The 25,986-nt window shown below is 35.2% G+C and carries 21 protein-coding genes; 8 read left to right on the forward strand and 13 right to left on the reverse strand.

What is annotated here, in order from left to right; translation table 11 throughout:
* Positions 1-31 precede the first annotated feature (31 nt).
* Positions 32-670, reverse strand: coding sequence for a hypothetical protein (locus ACSVH9_RS03400; RefSeq protein ID WP_438062483.1), 639 nt, complete (start codon positions 668-670; stop codon positions 32-34).
* Between the two features lie 476 nt (positions 671-1,146).
* Between ACSVH9_RS03400 and ACSVH9_RS03405 the strand changes: the two genes are divergently transcribed.
* Positions 1,147-2,265, forward strand: coding sequence for a vWA domain-containing protein (locus tag ACSVH9_RS03405; RefSeq protein WP_300976630.1), 1,119 nt, complete (start codon positions 1,147-1,149; stop codon positions 2,263-2,265).
* Between the two features lie 102 nt (positions 2,266-2,367).
* A complete protein-coding gene (locus ACSVH9_RS03410; RefSeq protein ID WP_438062484.1) occupies positions 2,368-3,825 on the forward strand; it encodes a magnesium chelatase in 1,458 nt (485 codons plus the stop codon).
* Between the two features lie 36 nt (positions 3,826-3,861).
* Here the strand turns inward: ACSVH9_RS03410 and ACSVH9_RS03415 are convergent, their stop codons facing one another.
* Positions 3,862-6,285 carry a hypothetical protein gene (locus tag ACSVH9_RS03415; RefSeq protein WP_438062485.1) on the reverse strand — a complete coding sequence of 808 codons (2,424 nt, stop codon included), beginning with the start codon at positions 6,283-6,285 and terminating at the stop codon, positions 3,862-3,864.
* A 149-nt stretch (positions 6,286-6,434) separates the two neighbouring features.
* On the opposite strand from ACSVH9_RS03415, the gene ACSVH9_RS03420 reads away from it, so the two are divergent.
* Positions 6,435-7,289: an EamA family transporter gene (locus ACSVH9_RS03420; protein WP_438062486.1), complete on the forward strand. Its 855-nt coding sequence runs from the start codon at positions 6,435-6,437 to the stop codon at positions 7,287-7,289.
* A gap of 352 nt (positions 7,290-7,641) precedes the next feature.
* Here ACSVH9_RS03420 and ACSVH9_RS03425 read toward each other — a convergent pair whose 3' ends face one another.
* The 6 genes from ACSVH9_RS03425 to mnmE form a co-directional block, all read right to left on the reverse strand.
* The gene (locus tag ACSVH9_RS03425; RefSeq protein WP_438062487.1) at positions 7,642-9,528 is read right to left on the reverse strand and encodes an SIR2 family NAD-dependent protein deacylase; all 1,887 of its coding nucleotides are present in this window, start codon (positions 9,526-9,528) and stop codon (positions 7,642-7,644) included.
* Positions 9,529-9,825: 297 nt separating this feature from the next.
* Positions 9,826-10,377, reverse strand: a complete 552-nt coding sequence (locus tag ACSVH9_RS03430; RefSeq protein ID WP_438062488.1) for a cupin domain-containing protein — start codon at positions 10,375-10,377, stop codon at positions 9,826-9,828.
* Between the two features lie 71 nt (positions 10,378-10,448).
* Complete coding sequence (locus ACSVH9_RS03435) at positions 10,449-11,282, reverse strand: helix-turn-helix domain-containing protein (protein ID WP_438062489.1); 834 nt, start codon at positions 11,280-11,282, stop codon at positions 10,449-10,451.
* A gap of 334 nt (positions 11,283-11,616) precedes the next feature.
* Positions 11,617-12,375, reverse strand: a complete 759-nt coding sequence (locus ACSVH9_RS03440) for a S1/P1 nuclease (RefSeq protein WP_438062490.1) — start codon at positions 12,373-12,375, stop codon at positions 11,617-11,619.
* Between the two features lie 80 nt (positions 12,376-12,455).
* Positions 12,456-12,815: a hypothetical protein gene (locus tag ACSVH9_RS03445; protein ID WP_438062491.1), complete on the reverse strand. Its 360-nt coding sequence runs from the start codon at positions 12,813-12,815 to the stop codon at positions 12,456-12,458.
* Positions 12,816-14,216 carry a tRNA uridine-5-carboxymethylaminomethyl(34) synthesis GTPase MnmE gene (gene mnmE / locus ACSVH9_RS03450; protein WP_438062492.1) on the reverse strand — a complete coding sequence of 467 codons (1,401 nt, stop codon included), beginning with the start codon at positions 14,214-14,216 and terminating at the stop codon, positions 12,816-12,818.
* Between the two features lie 289 nt (positions 14,217-14,505).
* Between mnmE and ACSVH9_RS03455 the strand changes: the two genes are divergently transcribed.
* Positions 14,506-15,351, forward strand: coding sequence for a universal stress protein (locus tag ACSVH9_RS03455; RefSeq protein ID WP_438062493.1), 846 nt, complete (start codon positions 14,506-14,508; stop codon positions 15,349-15,351).
* An 80-nt stretch (positions 15,352-15,431) separates the two neighbouring features.
* Here the strand turns inward: ACSVH9_RS03455 and ACSVH9_RS03460 are convergent, their stop codons facing one another.
* Positions 15,432-16,220 (reverse strand): anti-sigma factor, encoded by a 789-nt coding sequence (locus tag ACSVH9_RS03460; RefSeq protein ID WP_438062494.1) that lies wholly within the window; start codon positions 16,218-16,220, stop codon positions 15,432-15,434.
* A complete protein-coding gene (locus ACSVH9_RS03465) occupies positions 16,220-16,750 on the reverse strand; it encodes an RNA polymerase sigma factor (protein WP_159691243.1) in 531 nt (176 codons plus the stop codon). The genes ACSVH9_RS03460 and ACSVH9_RS03465 overlap by 1 nt, the downstream gene beginning before the upstream one ends.
* A gap of 273 nt (positions 16,751-17,023) precedes the next feature.
* On the opposite strand from ACSVH9_RS03465, the gene ACSVH9_RS03470 reads away from it, so the two are divergent.
* A complete protein-coding gene (locus ACSVH9_RS03470; protein WP_159691240.1) occupies positions 17,024-17,611 on the forward strand; it encodes a glutathione peroxidase in 588 nt (195 codons plus the stop codon).
* Positions 17,612-17,902: 291 nt separating this feature from the next.
* On the opposite strand, the gene ACSVH9_RS03475 is transcribed toward ACSVH9_RS03470, so the two are convergent.
* Together ACSVH9_RS03475 and ACSVH9_RS03480 are read right to left on the reverse strand one after the other, a co-directional pair.
* Positions 17,903-18,850, reverse strand: coding sequence for a tRNA dihydrouridine synthase (locus tag ACSVH9_RS03475; protein WP_438062495.1), 948 nt, complete (start codon positions 18,848-18,850; stop codon positions 17,903-17,905).
* 207 nt (positions 18,851-19,057) lie between these two features.
* Complete coding sequence (locus ACSVH9_RS03480) at positions 19,058-19,555, reverse strand: N-acetyltransferase family protein (RefSeq protein ID WP_438062496.1); 498 nt, start codon at positions 19,553-19,555, stop codon at positions 19,058-19,060.
* A gap of 138 nt (positions 19,556-19,693) precedes the next feature.
* Here ACSVH9_RS03480 and menD point away from each other — a divergent pair, with 138 nt between their 5' ends.
* Positions 19,694-21,352: a 2-succinyl-5-enolpyruvyl-6-hydroxy-3-cyclohexene-1-carboxylic-acid synthase gene (menD, locus tag ACSVH9_RS03485; RefSeq protein WP_438062497.1), complete on the forward strand. Its 1,659-nt coding sequence runs from the start codon at positions 19,694-19,696 to the stop codon at positions 21,350-21,352.
* Between the two features lie 402 nt (positions 21,353-21,754).
* Positions 21,755-22,183: a hypothetical protein gene (locus tag ACSVH9_RS03490; RefSeq protein WP_438062498.1), complete on the forward strand. Its 429-nt coding sequence runs from the start codon at positions 21,755-21,757 to the stop codon at positions 22,181-22,183.
* Positions 22,184-22,998: 815 nt separating this feature from the next.
* On the opposite strand, the gene ACSVH9_RS03495 is transcribed toward ACSVH9_RS03490, so the two are convergent.
* The gene (locus ACSVH9_RS03495; protein ID WP_438062499.1) at positions 22,999-24,351 is read right to left on the reverse strand and encodes a M28 family metallopeptidase; all 1,353 of its coding nucleotides are present in this window, start codon (positions 24,349-24,351) and stop codon (positions 22,999-23,001) included.
* 175 nt (positions 24,352-24,526) lie between these two features.
* Between ACSVH9_RS03495 and ACSVH9_RS03500 the strand changes: the two genes are divergently transcribed.
* The gene (locus tag ACSVH9_RS03500; RefSeq protein ID WP_159684370.1) at positions 24,527-25,381 is read left to right on the forward strand and encodes a CvfB family protein; all 855 of its coding nucleotides are present in this window, start codon (positions 24,527-24,529) and stop codon (positions 25,379-25,381) included.
* Positions 25,382-25,986: the final 605 nt, after the last annotated feature.

A 25,986-nucleotide genomic window follows, 5' to 3' on the forward strand; every position in this document is an offset into this window, starting at 1 on the left:
AGAATAATAATTAGATTGAGGCTGTTTTAAATTAACTTTTTGCTTTTGGCATATTTAATTCTTCACCAGCACAATCCACAAATTCATCGTCCTTAAGTGCTTTCAAACCGATTTCTTTTCGAGCTTTATTTGTAGCTTCTTTGGTTTGAATGCAAGGTTTACCAAATTCTGAACCGTAAAACACTCTTCTAGTTTTTTTATTTTTACTTATTGTCCAATAATATTTGTCAATAACTGCTGCTAAAAAGTTAGGTTTCATATTCCCTTTTTTTACTTCATTCAGAAATAAATCAAAATGGATTTGCTCATTAACTATTCTATGTGGATTGTGAAGTAATATTGCTCCGAATGCACCCTGAACGCATTCATAGTTGAAATTTTTTTCACCCAATAATGCTTTGGTTGGAAATCCATTGATTTTCACGAAAGCTACTACTTTCTTGAAACTGAAGCTATCAATGTTTTGGACCAATTTTGACTTGTCTTTAAATCCTTCCGGCAATCTAATTCCTTGGTCTAAACCATACATTTGACAAACTTCAAAAGCTAAACTGTCTTGTTTTGATTGAATACTTTTACTGGTATTAAGGTTAGTAAACTTAGAGTTTGAACAACTTAATAGAATTGATATAAAAAGTATTGATAGAACAAAGCAAAGGTGTTTTTTCATTATTTAATTTTAAAAAGAGAAGAATGATAGTATTTCTTAAGGTTTGGATAGTGAATTCTCGCTGGTTTTCATATTTAGATTCGTTTAAATCCGCGTTATCTGTGTTCCACTTTCAAAATGAGCACAAGTAACAGATTGTCAAATCCTTTAAAGTTGTAAATATAAGAAAAATCATCTATTTTATTGCTTTTAACTAAAAATTAATAAACGTTAGACGAGCAACAGCATCAAAATACTGTACTTTTAAAATTGTAAATAGTATAGTTAATGTATTGGTGTTTTGTGTTTACAAATTATCCAATTGTTACTCTTTAGCCCCGGTAGTAGCGGCATCCTTTTTCTTTTTTCTTTAAAAAGAAAAAGATATAGCGGATGACGGGACGTTGCTGGCTAAAAAGCCTATTGTTTCTGCTCCAAAATAGGAGTGAAGTTTGTATTGAAAGTATTGTGATTCCTAATCCTATTTGTTGTTTGCGATGAAAAACCAAAACCGTGCTGGATTTTATTTTAAGACGTATGAAGCGCCATTTCAGTCGCCGTTTGACCGTTTGTTTCCTATTTTTAAAGAATTAATTACGCATACTTCTGGCGATTTTGACGAGGCGATTGCTTGGCTGCGCGAATTGGACAAGGAATATAAATTGACCGATGCCAGTTATACCATTGATGATTTTATTGAAGATTTAAAGAAAAAAGGCTACATCCGTGAGGAATTGAAAGATGATGGCACCACTGGAACGGGCATTACGGCCAAAACCGAACGCGCCATCCGACAGCAAGCGCTGGATACCATTTTTGGTACTATGAAACGCTCCGGGAATGGTAATCATAAAACGAAACACAGTGGCAATGGCGATGAACATACGGGTGAGTTTCGAGAGTTTCATTTTGGGGATAGTTTGGAACGTATTTCGCTCACAGAAAGTTTGCGCAATGCCCAAATCAATAATGGCGTTGCCGATTTTAAACTCACAGAAAACGACTTGGTGGTTGAGGACACCCAATACAAAGCCCAAATGAGTACGGTTTTGATGATTGACATTAGCCACAGTATGATTTTGTACGGCGAAGACCGCATCACGCCTGCCAAAAAAGTAGCGATGGCATTGGCCGAATTGATTACAACACGTTATCCAAAAGATACTTTGGATATTTTGGTTTTTGGAAATGATGCTTGGACTATTGCGATTAAGGATTTACCGTATCTAAAAGTCGGACCTTATCATACTAATACTGTAGCTGGTTTGCAATTGGCTATGGATTTACTCCGAAGAAAACGCAACACCAACAAGCAAATTTTTATGATTACCGACGGGAAACCAAGTTGTGTACGGGAGAAAGATGGCTCGTATTATATGAATAGTAATGGCTTAGACCAATACATTGTTGACAAATGCTATACTCAGGCGCAACAAGCCAGAAAATTACACATTCCTATCACCACTTTTATGATAGCGAATGATCCGTATTTGCAAAAGTTTGTGACCTATTTTACTGAAGCCAATCAAGGAAAAGCCTTTTATACGGGATTGAAAGGACTGGGTGAAATGATTTTTGAGGATTATGAGGCGAATCGAAAGAAGCGAATTAAGTAGTTTTCGGGTATCAGTTATGAGTTAAGAGTTGTGGGTTATGGGTTATCAGTTATGAGTTTAATAAAGCAAGCATAAATTAAGATCAAAATAAAAATACCATCAATGAAGGATATAACAACTTTAGGCGCATTAAAACAATCGGGTTATAAACCAAGAACGATTAAAGAAGAATTGCGCGATAATTTGAGGAAGAAATTGCAAGCAGGTATTCCAACTTTTGAAGGGGTACATGGATTTGAAAATTCGGTGATTCCAGAGTTGGAGCGCGCTATTTTGTCGAAGCACAATATCAATTTGCTGGGACTTCGCGGGCAAGCCAAAACTAGACTGGCTAGAAAAATGGTCGAATTATTGGATGAGTACATTCCATTTGTGGCGGGTTCTGAGATTAATGATGATCCTTTCCATCCGATTTCTCGTTATGCCAAGGATTTGATTGCCGAGTTAGGCGATGCAACGCCCATAGATTGGTTACCTAGAAGTGAGCGTTTTTATGAAAAATTAGCGACGCCCGATGTAACAGTAGCCGATTTGATTGGTGATGTCGATCCTATCAAGGCGGCGAATTTAAAGTTGTCGTATGCTGATGATCGTGTGATTCATTTTGGTATGATTCCAAGAGCGAATCGCTGTATTTTCGTCATCAATGAGTTGCCCGATTTACAAGCTAGAATTCAAGTGGCGTTGTTTAATATTTTGCAAGAAGGTGATATTCAAATTCGAGGCTATAAGTTAAGAATGGCTTTGGATATGCAGTTTGTTTTTACCGCCAATCCAGAAGATTACACCAATCGTGGGAGTATTGTTACGCCATTGAAAGACCGTATAGGTTCTCAAATTTTAACGCATTATCCAGAAACTATTGCTATTGCTCGCACCATTACGCAGCAAGAAGCCAAGTTAGAAAGCAGTCAAACCGACGTCGTGTATGTGCCTTCTTTGGCCAAAGATTTGTTGGAACAAATTAGCTTTGAAGCTCGTGATAGCGATTTTATTGATCCTAAAAGTGGGGTGAGTGCTAGAATGAGTATCACGGCCTACGAAAACCTGATCAGTACTGCCGAGCGTCGTGCTTTAAAAGCGGGTGAAAGCACGACGTCTGTTCGTTTGTCTGATTTTATGGGTGTCATTCCTGCCATAACTGGAAAAGTGGAGTTGGTTTACGAAGGCGAGCAAGAAGGGGCAGCTGTGGTAGCCCAACATTTAATCAATGATGCGATTCGTACATTTTTCCCGGGCTATTTCCCAAAGATTGAAAAATTGGAAAAACAAGGAGAAAAAACAGCCTATACCGATACTTTAGAATGGTTTTTTGCCGAAAGTGGTTTCGAATTATTGGATGATGCCACGAATTCAGAATATCAAAGTATTTTGGATAGTGTGACACCATTAGAAATCATTATCAAAAAATACCAACCTCAATTACCGAAGGAGGATTATTATTTTATGAAAGAATTCTTGTTGTGGGGCTTGGCTTCGTATAAAAAGTTGAGCAAAGATCGTTTTTCTGAAGGGTATCAGTTCAAGGATCCGTTTGGGAGTTACATCAGTAAATTATAATTTGGAAAGGGTTTAGTGTATAAGCTAAACCCTTTTTTATTGCAGTTTTTCGTTTTTGTAGCGCAGTTTGATTTTAAACGGGGCATTGCCTTCTTCAATGGCTTGAAGGTGCAGGGTGATGCCTTTCTTTCTGTTTTCTTGGACTACTTTTTTATTGGTTATCTCTTTATCCTTTGCAGGGTCTCGCAAATGAACATCGAGTTGCATATTAGAATTTCCATAAAAACCATAACTTCCTGCTAAATCAAAATTGAATACAGATGTGTTTATTGGTGTAGGAGCAATGTTGGCAAAACCATTTTTAAAAACAATGTTGATTGCAAGAGGATTAATAGTTACGCGATTAAAATTCCGAAACGGGAAGGTATATTTTCCAATTCTTTGCAAAGGTTCAAATTGGTTCAAAGCACCATTATTCAGGTTAAGTTTTAAATTTCCAGTTAGAGAACGCTTAACGATAGTAATGTTATTATCAAAGTAGCCATCCAAAACACCGGAAACAGAAATTAAACCCGAAACGGATTTTGGAGTGAGAGCTTTGGAACCAAAATTATCAAAAGCGCTCAGTAAGGCTGCACTGTTTACTTTACTTGCGTTAAGTTTTGCGTTGAAGTGGTTGTTTTTGTTTTGATACGAAACCATTCCGTTTACCATTAATGAACCGCCACCAAATTGTAGCGAAGCCTCTTTTAAGATGGTGCGGTCGGGAACTACATTAATTTGCGCTGTCGCATTTCGTGCTTTAAATTTTTTATAAACAATGTTTTCAGCTCTTAAATGAACTGTTGCGTTGGATTGATGTAAAATATTGATAAAGTCAGGAGTAATAGTAGTTGATTTTTTTAGACTCGTCGTTTTTTTACTTCCTAAACTGAAGTCTTGCAAATCAATTGTTCGAGCTTGAATGTCCCAATTTACCATAATTTTTTCTGGTGTATCATAGTAAAAATTTAAAAAATTAGCGGACTGACCTTTCATCAGTAAGGCACTATTTTGGGTGTTCAATACGATTTTATTGACTTTCAATTCTTTTGAAGTAAACGATAAATCAACACTGCTATTTTTGAATTTCTTCTTTGAACTTATATGCGTTCCACTCGCGTTTTGAATCACGACTGACCCAATTAGAAAAGGTTTTTGCATTTCTAAATTCACCACATCAGCTTTGAACGTAAGACGCAAATCTGCTTTTCCATTCCCAAAGGACAGTGTTTTGCCAATCACCGTTTGATTGAGTTGTGCCAAAACAAAACGGCTTACAAATGCACCCGAGGCGATGGGTTTTTTCAAATCCAAAATCATCATATTTTTGGTGGTAAACGGAATCGTATGGACTTTCCCTCGAAAATCATTGAGTAAGATTGCCGAATTTTCATCGCTTATGCCTTTGTTCTTTTGGTATTCGTTGGTAAAAATGCCTTTAAAAGTACAATCGGTTACTTGATGGTCGAAGTAGCTCAGTTCATTATTTTTGATATTAGCTTCCACTCGAATGTTGGGGTCGCCTTCTTTGTTCAAGTCGCCAACAATAGTGCATTGCACGCCAAAAGGGTCTTTAAAATCAAAAGGTTTGAGTTTGCTGCTAATGTTGTCGGACAACAATTTATAAGCCGCTTGCCAGCGAATTTCTGGATTGCTAATAGCAATAAAAAAGGAACTGTTGGTTTTACTAATCCCAAAATGCGACTGAATTTGAAAAACATCTTCTCCAATAGACAAAGCTGCGGTGTTAATGGCGATAGAGCCTTTACTTTCTGAATATTTTGCTTGTAAAGCTCCTTGAATGATTTTGTTTTTAGTAAAACTTCCGTGTTGTGTATTAAATGTCAAACTTTTCACTAAGGTGTTTAACGAAATATTAGCTTCCCAACCTTCTGAAGTTGTATGTTTTTCTATCCGAAGTTTTTCGATAACAAAATCAAATTTTTTATGCTTGAATTGGTTGTCAGAAACAAAGGAAACATTGTTGAATTTTAGGTGATTCAAATCCAATGACAGCGAACTTGAACTTGTAGTATCGGTTTTTGATGCACTAGAAAAAACGGAGGTATTGCTATAGCCTTTTGCGTCTAAATACAGTTGTACTTGGGCATCATTGATGGAGAGATGGTCTAATTTTATTTTCTTTAGAAATATCGCCCAAGGCTGAATTTCGGCATAAATGGAAGGGGCTTGCAACAACGTTCTTTTATGTTGTGCCCACAAACTGTCTTTGATACTTACTTCTTTTACAGCAATGGTTATGTTGGGAAATCCACGAAAAAAGAGTACTTCAAGGTCGCCAATTTTTACTTCGCCTTTGCAATTTTCATTGGCAATCCGACGCACCTCTTTTAGCAGTTCGTTATGATGAGCGCTTACATACCAACCCAAAGCACCATAGCCAATAAAAAGAAGCATCGTCAAGAATAGGATAATTTTACCCACTTTTTTGCCTATTGGCCACCATTTTTCTGTCATAGTAAAATGTTTTGGAATTGAAAAGGCTTCATTTTGAATCAAATATAATCAACTGAAGCCACTTACGGAAGTAAAACGCAAACTATGCCTTTCTTTACAGAAAGAAAACCACAATAGAATTTGTATTTTTGGTGGATAATCCAATTGTTATGCTCTTTTTAATTCTAAGTATCGTTTGCAGTGTTACCGTAGGCGTTCTTTTCAAGTGGTTCAGAAATCACGCCGCTTTCAACAGTAAAGCCATTATTGCGACCAATTATGCGATTGCCTTTTTGCTTTGTTATTTTTGTTTTCCACCACAATTCGATACGCTACTTGAACAAGCGCCTTGGCCGTTGTATCTAGCTCTCGGACTGCTGTTGCCGAGTGTTTTTTTACTGCTTTCCCAGTCCATTCGGTATATGGGTATTGTCAAGACTGATGCCGCACAGCGCTTGTCGTTGTTTATTCCGTTGCTTGCTTCTTGGTTGCTTTTTGGGGAGCAATTTAGTACCCTCAAAGTTTTGGCTTTTGGCCTAGGATTTCCAGCCTTGCTGCTTATTTTGTCTAAACCCACCGCCAATAGCAACTCCAATTGGGGCTATCCTGCTATGGTGTTGCTAGGTTTTGGAGTCATCGATATTTTGTTCAAACAAATCGCCTTGCAAACTCAACTGCCTTTTACCACCTCGCTTTTGGTCATATTTGCGTTGGCTTTGGTAATTATGAGTGGAGTAGTGGGCTACGAAATTTTTATCCAACGCCAAAAAATCTCGGGTATCAATGCCCTTTGGGGAATAGCAGTAGGCGTTTTCAATTTTGGAAACATCTATTTTTACCTCAAGGCGCACCAAGCCTTTTCCGAAAATCCGTCCACTGTTTTTGCAGGAATGAATATGGGTGTTATCGTTTTGGGGAGTCTCATTGGAGTGTTAATTTTTAAAGAAAAACTATCCCAAAAGAACTATTTGGGTATTTTCTTGGCCTTACTAGCTATTATTCTCCTCACGTATGCCCAATTATAAGCGTAATTTTTCTAGGAGCACCAAATCTTTGCGCACCACACGAGTCGTCCCGCTTTCCGCTACAATCTTTTTTTAGACCTAACAGGTTTCTAAAACCTGTCAGGTCTAAAAAAAGGATTTCCACTGCACCCGAGCGATAGCGAACTGGCGAAGCAATCGGGGCTAGGCGAGACGTTTTTGTTTTCATCAGAAGTAAATTGAAGCATTGTTTTAAGAGTTTTTTTGTTTTAATGTCACTCAACTTATTTTTTTTGGATTGTTGAGTACTGTTTTAGAACGTATTACATTGTCAGTTTACTTCGTTTGGTTGCAAATTCGTAATCTGGTAGACTAGTTCAGATGAATAAAAGATTTACGACTTTGTTGGCAGATTCGAAATAAGGTTAGTACTATCAGAATATTGATAATGTATAAGTTTGCTTTTACTTTTTAATTTTATTTCTAAAGATTTATTCAATTTTATATCTTCCCAATTTTCCACAAAAACATCATATATAATTGTATGTAAATAGCCTATATCAAATTTGTTCTCATAAAGTTCTATTACTGTTTTTTCATTTTCCGATATCATTAAAACTTTCTCTTTGTCACCTGTTTTAATAAAATTATCCAACTCATCTTTGTCTTCAATCTTAAATGAGTGACCATTAAAAGGCTCGGTGAATACTGTTTTATCAATGAAATAAATTATTTTTTTAATTGATTCTTCGTGTTTTTTATCTAGTCTGATTTTTCTAAATCTGATATCAAAAAATTTTTCTATTTTTTTCAGATTTTCAAAGTATTCTAATAATGTTTTTGCGCCTAATGCATCTTCATCAAAAGATATTTTTGGAGAATAATTAAATAAGAGTTTATGGTTTTCATAAATTTTAAATTTTTGATTAGAAACTATTTTGGATAAGATTCGGTAAAACTTTAATCCAGAGATGGTTGATTTTATTTCATCACTTGGGAAAATTTCTATATGATATTTTGTGTTATTTTTAATTTTTATAATGATTGTAAAATCTTCAACTTCTATTTTTAAATGATATTCGTTTTCATATGGTGAAATAACATATAATTTGAAGGGATAATTATCAATTTCATAGTCATCTTCAAAGACTATGTGAATTTTGAAATCGTATACTGGTAATCTTTTAACCATAAAATTTTTGATGTCATCTTGAGTGACAAAACGAAAATCTTTAAAAAACAGATTGAATGCAATTAAGGAATTCTTGTCAATATTGACATCTTCAAAGTTTTTGCCTTTTAATGAATCAATTATTTTTTCTGTTTCTTCATTTTTTGTCAATTCAAATTGTACCACTAAATGGTCATCAAGATTTTTATCTGACGATGTAATACTTTCTATTCCAATTTTTTCGTCTTTTTTGCTTAGTGTGACACTGATTTTATTTTCATTTGCAAAATTTAACGCTGTGTCAGCTATTCCTATTCCTTTTGATAGATTTGGAAAATAGTTCAACTTTAAATCTTCATAAATTTCATTAATTAAAATTTCTCCTTTCGACTCAATATATTCAATGCCTATTCTTTGAAAGTATTTTAGTTTAGCAGGATTTATAGATGGAGACACAAAAAAAATCTCTTTTCTTTTATCACCTAATTCATCAATAATTTTATCAAGTAGAACGTTGATATTAGAATCTTCCAATCCGTATCCAATAAACAATATATGATTAGAAGCTAGTCTGTCCTTTACTGCATTCCAAAAAACACTATGTTCTTTTGATTTAGAAAAATAATTATTGTAATCAGAAGTTGTCAAGATTATATTTTCTGTGTCTGATAAATCAGAATGTATTTTAAACAGTAATTGTTTTTTAGTGTCAGCTATTGAGTAATCAGTACTTTTTCGAATAACTTCAATATTATTATTAGTTGATTCTATTAATCTATCGTAATTAGTAGTTATGATATTTTTGAAATGAGGAATTTTAGCAAGTATTTGGTGGGTGTCTTTTGATATGGGCTCCTTTTGAAATTGTTTTTTTAGAGTAGAAAATAAGTAATTCTTATTTCCGCCTTTAACATTATAGATTTCTTCAGCTAATTTAGGTAAGTCGTAATTTAGCGCTATATCTTTTTTTAATTCTTCTGTGAGACCACTATGCAAAATTTCTGCAAGTTTTGCGCCCGATGGATAACCTGCATAAACTGACATTCCTGCACCTACAATTAACACAACTTCTTCATTTCTGATAAGTTCAAAAATTCTTTCTTTTGCCATAATATATTTAACATTTTAATTGTTTCAACTTACCCTCGCTCGGCGAAGTCTCCCTACTTCGACTTTTTCTTGAATGTTCTTGTAATACGTAAATCTAATAAAAGTCTTCTGTTTTTTTCGTAAATGTCTTATAAATTCAAATGGTTAAGTGATAAATTGTAATATTCCATTTGAAATATAAATAGAAAAACTACAAAATAACCGTTTGGGTTACTTTGTAGTTTCTTATAGCTTATGAAAAGCAAAAAGTAAAATTAGTTTATGTTTATAAAACCTTATAATTTGCTTATTTTCCAATCAATAAACCAATGGTGGCCCCACAATCTTCATGTCATGCTCCTCAAAGATTTTAGCGGCTATTTCTGGTTTTGGAGGCGTTGTGAGGTTGCCAATTGTTCTAAAGAAATCTTCCATTTTTCCTGAAGGTTGAAAAAGAAAAAACATTTTCCCTGTGGCCGATACTTGGGCAAAAGTATGAGGAACATTTCTCGGCAAGAAAATAGTGTCTCCTGTTTGTAGTTTATAGCGTTCCGAACCTACTTGAAAGAGATAATCACCACTTACAATAAAGAAAATCTCATCTTGATTAGGATGAATATGCAAGGGAGGTCCTCCTTTTTCATTTCCAATGTACTCAAATACACTAAGCGCACCATCGGTATCTTTGGAGGCAATTTTGATATTATTGGAACTACTGCCGTTGATGAGGGTTTTTTCCTCAAACCTACTTTGGTTGGCTTTTACAACAAAGCCTTTTGTGGTTCTTGTGGAAGGAGTAGGCAACTCGTGTCCTAAAGCCAATAATGGAAGGGTAGCGGCTGATGCGGTAATAAAATTTCTTCTTTTCATAGTCTTTTGTTGTTGGTTACAGTACAAATTTGCTATGAAATTTCAGCAACAAATGGTAAAAAAACGACATTTTAATAGGTATCCGCTTCACCAAATTTCCGCTCAGGAGAATTCAAATCCAATAAATGAAATGCAGCAGGGGTGAGGTGGGTCAATTCTCTGTAATCTTTGGCTAAATGTTGGTAATCATAGTATCCACATTGTATCGCAATGGTAAGCCAATCATAGTGTGGATATTTGTTTTTCATTCGGAAAGTGCTTTCAAATCGAAGGATTTTGCTAAAATATTTTGGAGAAACTCCCATACGTTCTACAAACTTTCGCTCAAATTGACGCGGACTCAAACAAGCAGCTTGCGCTTGTGAATCGATACTGAAATTTTGAGTAGCGCTCAATAAGGTATTACAAACCCTATCCAACCGATGCGCCTCTTTTTTTTGATGTTGGACTTGACGCCATAAAAAAGATTCGATAACAGTTTTCATCTGAATGTAATCTTTTGCTTGATGCAATTGTTCGTTGATGTTCTTTATTTCTTTTGGAAAGATGGTCTCTGCATCAATATACGAATTGGTTAACTCATAAGAAGGAATGCCTGTGATTCTGAATAAAGCTCCCGGACGAAAAACGATTTGGAACACCAAAAAGTCATTCCCCACGTAACGATTGGTAATTTCACTTTGTTGCCCCATAAGGACGCTTTTTAAATTACTGATTTTTGTAGCGCTCTTGGTATAAGAAACAGTTTCGGTGTCATTGGGATAAAAGCTCAAACAGTGTTCGGCTCTTGGCGGATAAGCCTTAAAAGGAAGCGTTGCCCGAGAATCAAATACAAAATGTACAATTCGATAAACCCGAATGAATTCTTGCAAGGCAACGGAAGGTTGTAATTCAAATAAGGGCATACATTACTTTTTTAGAAAAGTAAAGGTACAAAATCATTGCTTTGAATTGCTAAGTTATTGTAGATGAGGTTTTTTAGTGAGTATTTTGAATGTTGTTTAAATTAAAAAACCTTCAGAATGGTAAGTTCTGAAGGCTTTATTATTGTTATTGGGTTTCGACTGTTTTTTACTTATGAAAACCAAACGTTCTAGTCTAGCCCCGATGGGAGCGGCATCCTTGCTGTGCGGGGTTCGCACAGCAAGATATAGCGTACAGCGGGACGACTCGTGTGGTGCGTAAAAAACGAGCTGCTCCTAAAAAACAGCAAGCATGTTGTATGAAAGCGAAAATGAATTAACCAAAAATAGAGGTAAGTACTGAGGCTAGTCTAAGCCCAGCATGTAACAATTGTTTTTTGATGATTGGGGCTTGGGTGTCTACATAGGTTTCGGGAATGATATTGCTTTTGTAATCGTAAATGGTAGGCAAGTAGCTTCGAGATTCTTTGGCCCATTTTACGGTATTGATTTTGCCCAAGCGTTTGATTTGGTGTTTAGAATAAGTGTTGAGTGCCAAGCAATCGCTTAGTGAAATGTTTCTGGCGTTGATGATGCCGCTATCGAAAAAAGAATGCAGGTTGGTGCCTTTTCCGTTGTAGTTTATTTGTTGGGTATTACCGCCTTTGTCTGTACCAAAACCCACGTGCAGCGGTTGGTGCAAATCGCCCACTAAGTGAAAAATAATGCAGATTTTCATTTTTACGTCTTCGTCGGAGAGGTTTTTGTAGTTTTTTAGTTCCTGAATGGTTTGTGTCAATCGGAAAATGATATTGTCTCCTTCGTGGTTCACTACTTTTGCGCCTTTATCAAAGTTTACATAATGATACGGTTTTAGATAGTCGTAGGAGTGGTCGTCGCGAAGTTCGTCCATCCAGTTGGCGGCATCCTGAATAGAGCGCCCATTAAGGTATTTTGTCACTATGGCTTGTACGGAAGGGTCTAAATAGGTAAAGGCAATTTCGGCCACTAAGGCGTGTCCTTTTTTGCCCCAAGCAAAGCTCGATTGCGTGATGAATAAAGCGGCTAAAACTAGGAATGTAATTTGTTTTTTCATTTTTTAATATAATTTGGAAGACAAAAGTAAGGTATTGCATCAAGTTTTGGCAAGATTCCAATGGTTACAAACGCTAAGATTTAGTTAAGAAATTCGGAACTTTTGATTCGTAAAGCGTATTCTGTTCCCAAATAGCGTGGGTCGCCGTGTTTTTCGGACCAAAAACCGTCCAGAACATCTTTGGTAATGCATTGATATACTGCAACGCCTTTGTAGGTGATTTTGTCTTCTCCCTTGTACTTGAAGTTGATGACTAAAATATTGTTTTTGAAAAATCCAGAACCGGTTTGAACTTGCTCATCGTTAATCAACCAATGGGCTTGGATTCGACTGTGTTCGTCAAGCGAAAGAGTTAAAACACCTTTATAAGTAATGGCATTGTTTGCTTCCTGATTGCTTCCTGAAATGGAGTAGGTTCCGATGATATCTTGTGGGGTCATTTATTTGCCGATACAAAAATTAGCAAATATATTCCCCAATAATTCGTCATTCGTAACTTGACCTGTAATCAATCCGAATTGGTACAAGGCTTCACGAATATCCAAAGCCATAAGGTCACTCGACAGATTCGTTTCTAGCCCAAATTTTACTTTTTGTATTTCTTCTAGGGCTTTAAGTAACGAATCATAATGTCTTGTATTTGTGACTATTGTTTCGTTATTACGAAGTGCTCCAGTGTTGACGAAGGAAAGCAATTGATTCTTTAAATCCTCGATGCCTTCTTTGTTCTTGGCTGAAATTTTTAAAAGTTTAAGGTTTAAAGTTTCAAGTTGGTTGTTGATACTTAAGATTTCATTTTCAGCTAACAAATCAATTTTATTTATAACAACTAGAATTGGTTTTAAAGGGTATTTGTTTTTTACTTTTTCAATTTCGGTGATATAGTCAAAACCTGAAACTTTGAACTTTAAACCATCAAACAAAAAGATTACGACCTGCGCTTGCTCAATTTTTTCAAACGTCTTTTGGATACCAATGCTTTCTACATAATCTTTGGTCTCGCGAATACCGGCTGTGTCAATAAATCGGAAACCTATACCGCCAATTACCAATTCATCTTCGATAGTATCACGAGTGGTACCAGCAATTTCCGAAACGATAGCGCGTTCTTCGTTGAGTAAAGCATTCAATAAGGTCGATTTTCCAACATTGGGTTCACCCACAATGGCTACTGGAATTCCGTTTTTGATTACATTTCCAACTGCAAAAGAATCAATCAAACGTTTCAATACAAATTCGATTCGGTTGACCAATTCGTGAAATTGAGTTCTGTCTGCAAATTCAACATCTTCTTCGGCAAAATCCAATTCGAGTTCGATAAGGGAAGCAAAATTCAATAGTTCTTCACGAAGTTTGGCAATTTCGTTTGAGAAACCACCTCGCATTTGCTGCATAGCAATTTGGTGACTCGCTTCGTTGTCTGACGAAATCAAATCGGCCACGGCTTCGGCTTGGGATAAATCCAATTTTCCATTCAAAAAGGCTCTTAGCGTAAATTCACCAGCATCGGCCATTCTACAGCCTTTGCGCAATAACAATTGAATAATTTGTTGCTGAATATACGTAGAACCGTGACAGGAAATCTCAATTGTATTTTCTCCAGTATAAGAATTTGGACCTTTAAAAATCGAAACCAATACCTGGTCCAAGGTTTTCTCACCATCAATGATATGTCCCAAATGCAAAGTATGCGTTTTTTGGGCAGTCAAGTCTTTGTTTTTGATAGAACGAAAAACAGAATGGCCAATTTGAATGGCATCTTGACCTGAAATACGAATGATGGCAATGGCTCCAGCTCCTGATGGCGTAGCTAAAGCAACTATAGAATCGTTTGGAATCATAGGAGGTGTCAATTTGTATGCAAAAGTAAGCAAAACTATTGGCTTTGCAATTTCCTTTCAAGACACCAAGCTCGTTAGTGGAGTATTATCTTAAAGTTAAATATATGGTAAACTGACAAATATCAGTCGACTTCGCCTAAACATTTCTTAAATTTAAACAACATTTAAAAGGTAACTCTTAGAACTATATTTGCTATGCAATCGCCACTCATAACTAATTTGTGTAAACAAATACTAATAAATTAAGATGATAGCATAAAAGACCAATAACAAATAAATTTTACACATTATGAAAAAGATATTATTTCCAACAGATTTCTCAGAAGTGGCTACGAATGCATTTGTTCACGCCCTACATTTGGCCGATGTAGTCGAAGGAGAATTAGTATTATTGCACACCTTTCAGCTGCCTATAGTAGACAGTCAGTTTACGCCAGACAACTATTATATGATATATGAATCGTTGCAATTGGCAGAATTTGATGCCTTTAAAGACGAAATTCCAAAGCTGAGAGCCATAGCGGAAAAAGAAGGTTTGGCGAATGTCAAAATCACCCATCGTTTGATGGATGGCGATTTGGTTACCACCATCCAAAATGCGATAAAAGAGGAAAATATCAATTTTGTGGTGATGGGAACAGCTGGAGCTACTGGTTGGGAAACTTTTTTTGTGGGAACAAATACAGGGTCTGTGTTATCAGCAGTTTCTGTTCCAGTGCTGAGCGTACCCATTACGGCAACGTATCACAAAATAAAAAATATTGGTTTTACCACTAAGTTTAGAGAGAAAGATAAAAAAGCCTTAGAATTAGTCTGTAGCATTGCCAAAAAAACAAAAGCGCAAGTAAAATGTTTGTACGTAAAAACCAATCAATCCGATGTGAAACCAGAAACTATCAAAGAATGGGAAACTCATTTCGCCAATGAGCCTGTGCAGTTTACGATTCTTCCGCTAGATGATGTACAAGGCACCATTATAGATTTTGTGTCTCAAAAAAGCATTGATGTTCTGGCTATGGTGACTTATAAACGCAACTTTTTTGTCGAATTGTTTAGTCCAAGTCTCACTCGAAAATTTTCAGATTATTCAGAAATTCCAATATTGGCACTACAAAGCGACTCAATTGTGAATTAGTTGTTTTTGATTTTTTTGAAATAAATTGTGTTGTAATCTTTGCTATTTGTTATCAGATTTCCTTGTATAACGTGTTGGTTTTATACTTTTCCTAAGGTGTACAATTGCTCCATAGTTGGAGTTGCACTTCCGCCTTCTGGTTCAAGGGTAATTCCAAATGCTTCTGCATAATCGGTATTGTCAACTTCGAATAATTTTTGTTCGTTATTTTCAAAATCACCTAACAAACCAATACTTTTTGGAGTAAGTGTTGGACTCAATTTAATAGCCCAAACTTGGTAAACCATACCTTTTGGGGGTTTAGGCAAACCCGAAGCATCTACATAAGTGGTTTGGGTTTGTTTATTCCAATATACTTTGGCGTAAGATGTTGGCGAAACCGTTTGTCCACTCAAGGCAACTAGCGTGTTTTTTACATCTCTAACAATGGCTAAACTGTTTTCGATGGCCTTGTTTTTTTTATCTAAAACAGAGAATTCTTGTTCGATTTTTTTCTTTTCATTAGCAACAACAACAATTGTTTTTTGGGTTTCATTCAATTTAAAATACTGAAATCCTATACCCACAAATAGTACTGCTGCGGCAGCCCAACCCAAATAAGGTGTCCATTTTTTCTGAGGCTGCATTTCAATCACTTTGCCGTGCTTGAGTGCCAATTGGTTTTTAATTTTCTCGTAATTCGCAACAGATTGAAAAGGAGAAAAACTAGAAGAAAGCGCCACAATACTTTTTTCGATAGCTATAATTTCTTGTTCAATTTCAGGATATTGCTTTGCTTTTTCTGCAACTTCTAGGTTTTCGGTTTCACTGAGCAAACCATACACATAAAGTTCCAAAATACCTGATGCTATATATTCTTTTGTTTCCATTATAGTTTCAAATAAAGTCTTAAATCATTGATGCAATTTCTATTGTTGGTCTTTACAGTACCTAGTGGTATGTTCAGCTCTTCCGAAGCTTCTTGCTGGGTGTATCCTTTAAAAAAGAGCAAGTCTATTATTTGAATACACTTTGGCTTTAGCTTTTTTACAAACTCCTGAATTCCAATAGCGTCAATTTTGTTTGTGAGTTTATTGCTGTCGTCTAATAGATGTACGAAATTATCAGAAGAAAGGTTTTTTTGACTATCATTAAAGTTTTTAGAGCGTAGCTTATCAATAGAAGTATTTCTAGCAATATTGAGAATCCACGTATAGAAACGGCCTTTGCTTTCGTTATACGAGTCTATATTTTTCCAAATCTTGACAAATACTTCTTGTAAGACATCTTCGGCCTCTTCTCTGTTTTTCACCAATACGTTGATAACGGAGAATAGACTTTTTGAATACATATCGTAAAGATAGGTAAATGCTTTTTCGTCTTTTTTGTGAATTAAAACCAACAACTCATCTTGGGTCATACGCTATTTTTTTAGTAACTACAAACATATACATTTCAAGTTATATAAAGTAGATTATATTGACAAGCTCGAGAATATTATGATTTGTTGAATTGTTTTGTAATTCTGTTTTGTCTTTGTTTTACTGCTGTAAAGCCAAGATTTATTCGCTATTCAGATTTTTTTTTTGATGAAGAGTAAAAATGAAGAGATAGGTTTTTAATTAACTTCCGTTTAACATTTTTTTGTTTTAAATAGACAATTAAATGGTTATTTTTATCAAAAAATTACCATATGAAAAAATTAGTTTCAATAGTAAGCGTAGCATTACTATTTTTTAGTTGTCAAAATCAAGCGCAAACCTCAAAAGTTAATTCTACAGTTATGACTACCAATCTTGCCAAAGAAACAATCTATCAATTTAAAGTAACTGATTTGTCGGGAGATACCTTTGATTTCGCTACTTTGAAAGGGAAAAAAATTATGATTGTCAACACCGCTTCTAAATGTGGTTTGACGCCTCAATACAAAGACTTAGAAGCCTTGTATAAAGAATACAGCAGTAAGGGATTTGTAATTGTAGGTTTTCCAGCGAATAATTTTGCTTCTCAAGAACCTGGAACTAAAGAGGAAATTGCTACGTTCTGTCAACAAAATTACGGTGTAACTTTCCCGATGATGGATAAAGTTTCGGTAAAAGGAAGCGATATGTGTGCTGTGTACCAGTTTTTGACTCAAAAAGCTAAAAACGGACTAAAAGATTCTGAAGTTGAATGGAATTTTCAAAAATACTTGTTGAATGAAAAAGGGGAATTAGTTGATGTTATTTCACCTAGAACCTTACCAACCGACCCAAAAATTGTGAATTGGATAAAAAGTTAGTTTGTTTTGTATATTTAGTTTTAGAAATTTAATTTGAAAAAGAGTTTGCTTAGCAGGCTCTTTTTTTTGGAGTATATTCAATTTTTTACATTGAATGGATACCGCAAATTCGCAAATTTTATTTTTTTATGCGAGAAAAATAATCAAATGTTATTAAAATACAGCTGTAGGTTTGTCCTTTTGACAGTTCATTATAGTTTCTCTTGGTTTTATTTACTCTAATCTGCGTCATTTGTGTTCCATTTTAAAACGACTCATACATAATAAAAATTTGCGAATTTGCGGTAAATTTTATGACTCTTTAGCAATAATTTCTTTTACAGTAGCCTCATAGTTTTTGATGCTCTTGGCCTTTTTGATATTCTTATGCACTTTATGAGGATTGGAAAAAAGCACTGAGAAGTACTCCCACAAATGATGCATTTTCAGTAGAATATGAGTAGCACCAGATAAGGATTCGCTATAGCCTTCGTAAAGCGTATCATGAAACTGGCTAAACACTTCCATTTTATTTTTGGGGTATTCGAAAGTATTGTTTTTAATCATACTTGGAAGAAAGGGGTCTGCAATCAATCCGCGCCCAATCATCCAGTGGTCGATACTGGGGAAACATTGTTGCATCTTTTGAAATTGCACCACCGAAGTGATATCCCCGTTGTAATACAACTTGTGTTTGGTAGTGTCAATGCAGTTTTGAAACCCTTCCAAATCGACACCTCCTTTGTACAATTGTTTTCCTAAACGAGCGTGAATGGCGATGTTTTTTATGGGATATTGGTCCAAAATAGGAAGGACGTCAAGTATTTCTTGTGGCGATTCATAGCCCAAACGCATTTTCATCGAAACAATGATGTCGGTTTCGGTATGCGCTCTGTCGAGTATGTGATTGATTTTTTCGGTATTGCTTATGAGACCCGAACCCATTCCAGATTTGGTAACCATCGGGTAGGGGCAACCTAGATTCCAGTTGAGTTCTTTGTATCCTAATTCCTTTACATAGCGGGCAACAAATAAAAATTCTTCGGCATCGTTTGTGATTACTTGCGGAATTACTTCAAGCGTTTCATTGTTTTCTGGGAGTAAATCTCTGTGATAGGAATTTTTGATGACCAATTTTCCGTTCAGCCGAATATAAGGCGAATAAAAAGTGTCGATACCGCCAAAATATTTTTGTTGTGCATTTCGAAAGCGGTAATCGGTGAATCCTTGCAAGGGTGAAGAAAGCAATGTAAAACTCATAGTCGTAATAAAGCTGCAAAGATAAGTCATTCAAGCGGAAGGCGACTCATTAATTGTTTTCTGTTTTTTAGCCACAAATTCACGAATTTGTATTATAAAAAAAAGCCGACAGATTACTCTAATTCAAGAAAACTTAAAAATTTATGTTGCCTTTTTAGCAATACATTTAAAATTTAATTCGTGAATTCGTGGCAAAATAATACTACTTTATTCTAAAATCAATTGCATGAATACCGAATGCAACCAACGATTAAATTTATAGCCTGATTCTTTGATGATGCCCACAGTTTTGAATCCGAATTTTTCATGAAACAAAACGCTACCTTGATTTTCGGCATCGATAACTGCAATCATCGTGTGGAGTTTTTGGGCTTTGGCCAAAGCAATTAGTTCTGCTAATAATACGTTTCCAATTCCTTTTCCGTGGTAATCATTCGCTACATATACAGAATGTTCGACAGTAAATTTATAGGCTTCTCTAAAACGAAACTCGCTGTACATTCCAAAACCAACCACTTGCCCATCTGCTTCGGCTACGATTACAGGGAAATTTTTGGCCAATTTATCATCCAAAATGGCTTTTTGTTGTTCATAGGTTCTGATGTTGTAATCATACAAAGCAGTTGAATGCAAAATGTTATAGTTGATGATGTCCAATATGGCTTGTGTATCTTCGGTTTGGTAGGTGCGTACTTCTATTTTCATTTTAAAAATATTTCTATCCAAAAATAGTAAAAAATGATGCTATTTGAAGGAATTGGGCGGTCAAGTTTGTAACTTTGTACTCCAAGTTGAAGTGGTATAACTTCTAACTTTTTTAACATCTAATTTCCAACTTCAAAAATGGTTTATCCCAAAATACCTTTAGCACAAAGTATACTTCAGATTTTTTTAGCCAAAGGAATTCAAACAATAGTTATCTCTCCAGGTTCTCGAAATGCCCCTTTAACGATTGGTTTTGCGAGTCATCCTGATTTTACTTGTTATAGCATTGCCGATGAGCGTTGCGCTGCATTTTTTGCGATGGGAATTGCCCAACAAACGCAAAAGCCAGTGGCCGTGGTGTGTACTTCTGGTTCGGCATTACTGAATTATTATCCTGCATTTGCAGAGGCTTTTTATAGTCAGATTCCGTTGATTGTACTTTCTGCAGACCGTCCACAAAGCAAGATAGACATTGGTGACGGACAAACGATTCGTCAAGAGAATGTTTTCCTGAATCATTCGTTATACAATGCTAATTTAACCGAAGACGCTTCTTTTGAGAATGATGTAAAAATTAACGAAGCAATTACTACTTCGATTGCCCAAAAAGGCCCTGTTCATATCAATGCGCCATTCGAAGAACCATTGTATGAAACTGTTGAAGCTTTTACGGTAAATGCTCATATTGATGCAACGATTCCCGCTACCGTTGATAGGCCATTAGGTGATTTAACACCTTTTGCGGAGATTTGGAATGCTTCCAAAAAGAAAATGATTTTGGTAGGTGTGAGTGGTTTGGATGCCAATGCGAAGTCGATTAACGTGATTGCGAATGACGATTCGATTATAGTGATGACTGAAACGACTTCGAATATTCACCATCCGAGTTTTGTCAACAATATCGATACCATTATTACGCCGTTTACAAAAGAAGATTTTGAGGAGTTTCAACCCGATATTTTGGTGACTTTTGGAGGAATGGTGGTGTCCAAACGCATCAAAGCTTTTTTAAGAAAGTATAAGCCCAAACACCATTGGCATATTGACCCTTTGAGAGCTTACGATACTTTTGGTGCATTAACGCATCATTTTGAAGTACATCCGAATACCTTTTTTACCGCATTTTATCCTTTAGCACAAAAAGTTAAGAGCAATTATTCTTCCCAATTAGCGCATGTGAAATATTTGCGCAAGCAAAAACACGATTGGTATGTGTCTAAAATGCCGTTTTGTGATTTTATGGTTTTTGATAAAGTAATTTCGAATTTGCCTAAAAATTCGCAATTGCAAATCAGTAACAGTTCGGCCATTCGATACGCTCAGTTAATTGATATTGACCCTTCGATTGAGGTGTTTTGCAACCGCGGAACCAGCGGCATCGATGGAAGTACGTCTACTGCCATTGGAGCGGCTGTAGCCAACGGAAAACCAACGGTTTTTATGGGCGGCGATATTGGTTTTTTCTACGATAGTAACTCCCTTTGGAACAATTATATTCCGAAAGATTTCAAAATCATCCTTATCAATAATGGAGGCGGAGGAATCTTTAGAATCTTACCAGGACATAATGAAACTCCAGTTTTTAATACTTTTTTCGAAACCTCACATCACTTAACCGCGGAACATTTGGCTAAAATGTATGGTTTAGCATACAGCAAAGCGACAGATGCTACAAGTTTAGATGAGGCTATTGCTATCTTGTTCCAAGAGAATGAAAAGCCTCAACTATTAGAAATCTTCACCCCAACGGTTGAAAACGATAAGATTTTATTGCAATATTTTAGAGAGTTGATTTAGATTTTATAATGTTTAGCTGTTGATAATTAAACAAGTTCAAATTTTCGCTAAAATTAAGATATTACTACCACACCTGACAGGTTTTTGAAACCTGTCAGGTGTAAGTAAGACTTAGTATTTCAAAGTTTAATTAAAAAGAAGTATGGTAAAACGCTATGCTTCTTTTTTGTTTATGAATGTCCAACGTTCTATTCTAGCTTCATCTCTTCCATGAATGAATAGCTTGCTTTGCTTAGTTAATTTTGGTTTTGTTTTGGATGCTATCTATTAAAAAAATCAGTAGCTTAAGGAATTCTTAGAGGTTGACCAATCTACTCTAGAAATTGTTAATTTTAAAAAAATATATGTATTTTTCTAAACACAAATAGTTATATCCTTGCCTGTAATAGTAGCACAAGCCAAATGCTTGCACTAGCAGGGGAAATAAATGAAGATATTTCAGAACCTAAAAAAAATAACACTGATTTTATGTCTAAGACAACCCTACAAAACATTTTATTTATAATCATTTGTGTAATGATATTGTATTATGTAAATAAAAGTTATAAGGCTGACCAATATTTAAAAAGTAATTATGACTTTACTATTGGTAAAACTTTGAAATTTACTGGAGCAGGTGGAAACAAAGGATTTATATCTTATTGTTATTTTGTTAGTGGTAAAAAATATAAAGGAGATGTGAGGAGGAATAGAAAAATTGATTCATCTATAGGTAATTTTTTTAAAGTAAAATATTCTAAAGTAAATCCAGAAATAAGTGAAATGTATTTAACTGAAGAAATAACCGATTCTAGTGAAATTGTTAAAGCGGGTTTTAAGTATAAAAAATGATAAACTATGAGAAATTTTATTGCTATTCTAATTACTATTGTTCCTGTATTCCTTTTAAATGCATATTTCATATTTACAAAAGAGCCTAATAGCGGGGTGAATTGGACTCATTCCTTAGTTAGTGCTATAGTACTTATGTTTAGTTATTCGTTTGCTAATCATTATAGGAAAAATGATAAGATAAAATAGTATAACAAAAAAAAGCTCTTTGAAGAGTGAATAAGATATTTTTAATGTTGTTCAAATTAATGCTGTAAGCATTTTAGAATTGCCTACCATACCTGACAGGTTTTTAAAACATGCCATGTGTAAGTAAGCCTTAGTATTTAAAAGTTTAATTAAAAAGAAGCATTGTAAAACGATGCTTCTTTTTTTTTTTTGTTTATGAAAGTCAAACGTTCTTATCTAGCCCCGATGGGAGCGGCATCCTTGCTGTGCGGGGTTCGCACAGCAAGATATAGCGTACAGCGGGACGACTCGTGTGGTGCGCAGAAAAGTGTTGCTCCTAAATAGTAAAAAACTAAGTTTTCAACTAGTGTATTTTATTTGAGAAGCAATTGTATAGAGAACTCAATTGTTTCTTTCAAAAAAACTTTGGTTTCTTGCGGTTTTGATTCGCATAAAAAAAAGCGCTAATTGCGCTTTCTTTGTTTTGAATGGTAGTGTTTACTTGCTTATACAACGCTAGCTACAAGAAACAGTACGACTAAAATGATTACTACTACTTTTAAGTATTTTGAATTTCTCATGATTGTTTTTTTTGTTGTTTTCAAAAATATCAAAACTTTTTGATTTTGAGCTATGCGAGACGTATTTTAACGAATCGGAATTGGAAATACTGGCAAACTGGCATGTCCTAAAGCATCTACAGATTGTACGGCAAAGAAGTAATTGTCTTTTGAATAGGGGATTTCTATTTTGTTTTCTTTTGTGAAAACTGCTTTTTGCCAATGGGACGCACTCGTTTCTCTTATTAAAATGGTGTATCCAAAAACGGGTTTTCCTTGTGGAGCTTGCCAAACTAGTACGGATGAATTGGTTAGTTCTTTAACTTCAATTCCGACGTTTTCTGGTGCTTTGGGTGACCAAGCTAAATTGCTGAAAGTAGATAAATTAGAGCAGGTTACTTTACGCATGTATTCAAAGTCCATGAACTCGGGTAAATCGCCATATTGAATGTTGTTTTCTTTGCGAACGTTTTGATGTTGATGGTCATAGTTCTCATTCATTTCACAAAAACGAATCGCTGTAAATCCGTTTTGACTAAAAGGAGTGTGGTCACCACCTCTTAAAAAGCGGTCATTTCTATACACCAATTGGATGTCTAATTGAGGCACATATTGTTGGGTGACTGTTTTGATATAACGCGCCAATTGTCGGGACGGACTATCATTGTCGCGATTGGTAGCTTTTCTCATTTTGGCTTCTGCCTCCGTTTCGGTATAAGGAATCGTTTCGCTAAATACGCGAACTTGAGTGTTATCGCGCAGTTGGGTACCGCTAGATAAACTATTGCCAATCATGTCATTATTGAGCATTGCGATTAGGTTCCATTTTTGTTCTTTGGCTATATCAGCTAAATGTTTTGCTCCATATAATCCTTGTTCTTCTCCGACTACAGCAACGAATATAAGGGTAAACGGAAATTCTCTTTGACTCATGATTCTGGCTAGTTCCATTACACAAGCCACTCCCGAACCATCATCATTAGCACCTGGCGCATCGGATTTGGCATCCATTACATCAGAAGCACGAGAATCCAAGTGCCCACTAATTATTAATACACGATTATCGGTTGGGTCAGTTCCTTTTAGGGTTGCCATTACATTGCCTAATTCGCTATCAACAGCGATTCGTTTGCCATCGGCCTTGATGGTGAAATAGTCAATTTTAGAAGTCAGTCTTCCATTGGAAGCTAATGCGTATTTGTCAAATTCTGATTTTACCCAACGCTGAGCAGCACCTATTCCGCGGGTGTTACTTTTAGTATCACTTAAAGTATGTCGCGTACCAAAAGAAACTAATTTCTTTACAATGACTTCTAGGTTTTCGGTTTTAACTTCATTCACCATTTTGAAGATTTCTGGGTCAGAAGTTGTGGTTTGAGAGTGTAAATTTGGAACTACAAAGAGTAGTAAAAAGAGTTGAAAAAGTACAGTTGGTTTCATTGGAGTTAGTTTGATTTTTTCAAATTTAAACAATTAAAATAGTTTTAGGTATTTTGATTTGGAGATTAACACTTGTACAATGACGAGCTTCACAAGATACATCGAAGAATCTCAACGCTTAGCTCTAGAATAAAGCAAAGTCTTTGTACCTTTGCGCCATAGAAAATAGAAGAAAATGATTCAAATAGGAAAATACAATACCCTAACCATTTTAAGAGATACCAAAGTAGGTTTGTTTTTGGGCAACCCTGAGCAAGACCCAGAAGGAATACACGATATTCTTTTGCCTAACAAATATGTTCCAAACGAATTTGAAATTGGAGAGGAATTGATAGTTTTTGTGTATTTAGACCACGAACAACGACCAGTTGCTACCACTTTAGAGCCTTATATTTTATTGAATGAATTTGCTTTACTAAGAGTAAATTACATCAACCAAGTAGGTGCTTTTATGGATTGGGGAATGGAAAAAGATATTTTGGTTCCCTTCAAAGAGCAAGCGCGTCCTATGGAAAAAGGAAAGCGTTATTTGGTGTATTTATATATGGATGAAAAAACCAATCGATTGGTAGCATCTAGTAAAACCAATCAGTTTTTGAGTAATGATGTGCTTACTGTTGAAAAAGGAGAAGAAGTAGATTTAATTGTTTCGCATATTACCGAGATTGGGATTAACGTAATCATCAACGAAAAACATAAAGGCTTGCTTTACAAAGATGAAGTGTATGATGATGCCATTCGTACTGGGGACAGAATGAGAGGCTACATCAAAAATATTCGTCCTGATAATAAGATTGATGTTTCGTTGCAAATTCAAGGCTATCAAAACATTGAGCCTAATGCTGAAAAGATTTTGAATGAATTAAGAGCAAGTCGCGGTTTCTTGCGATTGAATGATAATTCGCATCCTGAAGACATCAAAACGGTTTTGAAGATGAGTAAAAAAACATTCAAAAAAGCCATTGGTGCATTGTACAGAGATAAAGTAATTGAGATTAAAGAAGACGGAATTTATTTGATTCAAGAGTAATTCTAACAGCATAAAATAAAAAAAAGGCTAATCGATATACGGTTAGCCTTTTCTCTTTTGATGACATATTGTCTTCAAAAAGGATGCATTCGTAAGGTCTTTGTATCACCTGAAAAACAACAGTTTTTAAAGTAAAGTAACTGCTTATAATAGATTAACTTAAGTGTAAAATACCTATTGAATGTTTTGTCTTTAAATGGAATTTTCGATTGGTTCAAAATAATAGAATTAACCTTGCAATAAAACCATTAGTTCTTATATAAATTGTAAGGATTCGATTGTGGTTAAACTCCCTTATTTCTTTTAGGTAACCAAATTGAAACACTTATTGTTAACTGTAGGTGCTACTATTATGTTCTAGTATTTTTTGCAAACGAATCAACCATTTGCTCAATTGTTTTTGAAGTAGATTTTATCATTCTTTCCGAAAAAAATTGAGCGACATTTTTTTTAAATAATTTCAAAAGCTTTCATTTTTTAAGGTTAATAATTCAGTGAAAAAATCCGCGCTAATCTTAGCTCAAAAAAAAGAAGTACAACGCTGATTAGCAATGATTAAAAGTACTTATTTTTTTGATTGCTCTTTGTTAAAAATCTGATTTTCT

It is taken from the genome of Flavobacterium sp. RSSB_23, assembly GCF_051547145.1.
In the GTDB taxonomy this organism is placed as follows: domain Bacteria; phylum Bacteroidota; class Bacteroidia; order Flavobacteriales; family Flavobacteriaceae; genus Flavobacterium.

Bases quoted from the DNA above. Each gene is read 5' to 3' on its own strand.
- ACSVH9_RS03400 (WP_438062483.1), bottom strand. From the start codon at position 670: ATGAAAAAACACCTTTGCTTTGTTCTATCAATACTTTTTATATCAATT.
- ACSVH9_RS03405 (WP_300976630.1), top strand. From the start codon at position 1,147: ATGAAAAACCAAAACCGTGCTGGATTTTATTTTAAGACGTATGAAGCG.
- ACSVH9_RS03410 (WP_438062484.1), top strand. From the start codon at position 2,368: ATGAAGGATATAACAACTTTAGGCGCATTAAAACAATCGGGTTATAAA.
- ACSVH9_RS03415 (WP_438062485.1), bottom strand. From the start codon at position 6,285: ATGACAGAAAAATGGTGGCCAATAGGCAAAAAAGTGGGTAAAATTATC.
- ACSVH9_RS03420 (WP_438062486.1), top strand. From the start codon at position 6,435: ATGCTCTTTTTAATTCTAAGTATCGTTTGCAGTGTTACCGTAGGCGTT.
- ACSVH9_RS03425 (WP_438062487.1), bottom strand. From the start codon at position 9,528: ATGGCAAAAGAAAGAATTTTTGAACTTATCAGAAATGAAGAAGTTGTG.
- ACSVH9_RS03430 (WP_438062488.1), bottom strand. From the start codon at position 10,377: ATGAAAAGAAGAAATTTTATTACCGCATCAGCCGCTACCCTTCCATTA.
- ACSVH9_RS03435 (WP_438062489.1), bottom strand. From the start codon at position 11,282: ATGCCCTTATTTGAATTACAACCTTCCGTTGCCTTGCAAGAATTCATT.
- ACSVH9_RS03440 (WP_438062490.1), bottom strand. From the start codon at position 12,375: ATGAAAAAACAAATTACATTCCTAGTTTTAGCCGCTTTATTCATCACG.
- ACSVH9_RS03445 (WP_438062491.1), bottom strand. From the start codon at position 12,815: ATGACCCCACAAGATATCATCGGAACCTACTCCATTTCAGGAAGCAAT.
- mnmE (WP_438062492.1), bottom strand. From the start codon at position 14,216: ATGATTCCAAACGATTCTATAGTTGCTTTAGCTACGCCATCAGGAGCT.
- ACSVH9_RS03455 (WP_438062493.1), top strand. From the start codon at position 14,506: ATGAAAAAGATATTATTTCCAACAGATTTCTCAGAAGTGGCTACGAAT.
- ACSVH9_RS03460 (WP_438062494.1), bottom strand. From the start codon at position 16,220: ATGGAAACAAAAGAATATATAGCATCAGGTATTTTGGAACTTTATGTG.
- ACSVH9_RS03465 (WP_159691243.1), bottom strand. From the start codon at position 16,750: ATGACCCAAGATGAGTTGTTGGTTTTAATTCACAAAAAAGACGAAAAA.
- ACSVH9_RS03470 (WP_159691240.1), top strand. From the start codon at position 17,024: ATGAAAAAATTAGTTTCAATAGTAAGCGTAGCATTACTATTTTTTAGT.
- ACSVH9_RS03475 (WP_438062495.1), bottom strand. From the start codon at position 18,850: ATGAGTTTTACATTGCTTTCTTCACCCTTGCAAGGATTCACCGATTAC.
- ACSVH9_RS03480 (WP_438062496.1), bottom strand. From the start codon at position 19,555: ATGAAAATAGAAGTACGCACCTACCAAACCGAAGATACACAAGCCATA.
- menD (WP_438062497.1), top strand. From the start codon at position 19,694: ATGGTTTATCCCAAAATACCTTTAGCACAAAGTATACTTCAGATTTTT.
- ACSVH9_RS03490 (WP_438062498.1), top strand. From the start codon at position 21,755: ATGCTTGCACTAGCAGGGGAAATAAATGAAGATATTTCAGAACCTAAA.
- ACSVH9_RS03495 (WP_438062499.1), bottom strand. From the start codon at position 24,351: ATGAAACCAACTGTACTTTTTCAACTCTTTTTACTACTCTTTGTAGTT.
- ACSVH9_RS03500 (WP_159684370.1), top strand. From the start codon at position 24,527: ATGATTCAAATAGGAAAATACAATACCCTAACCATTTTAAGAGATACC.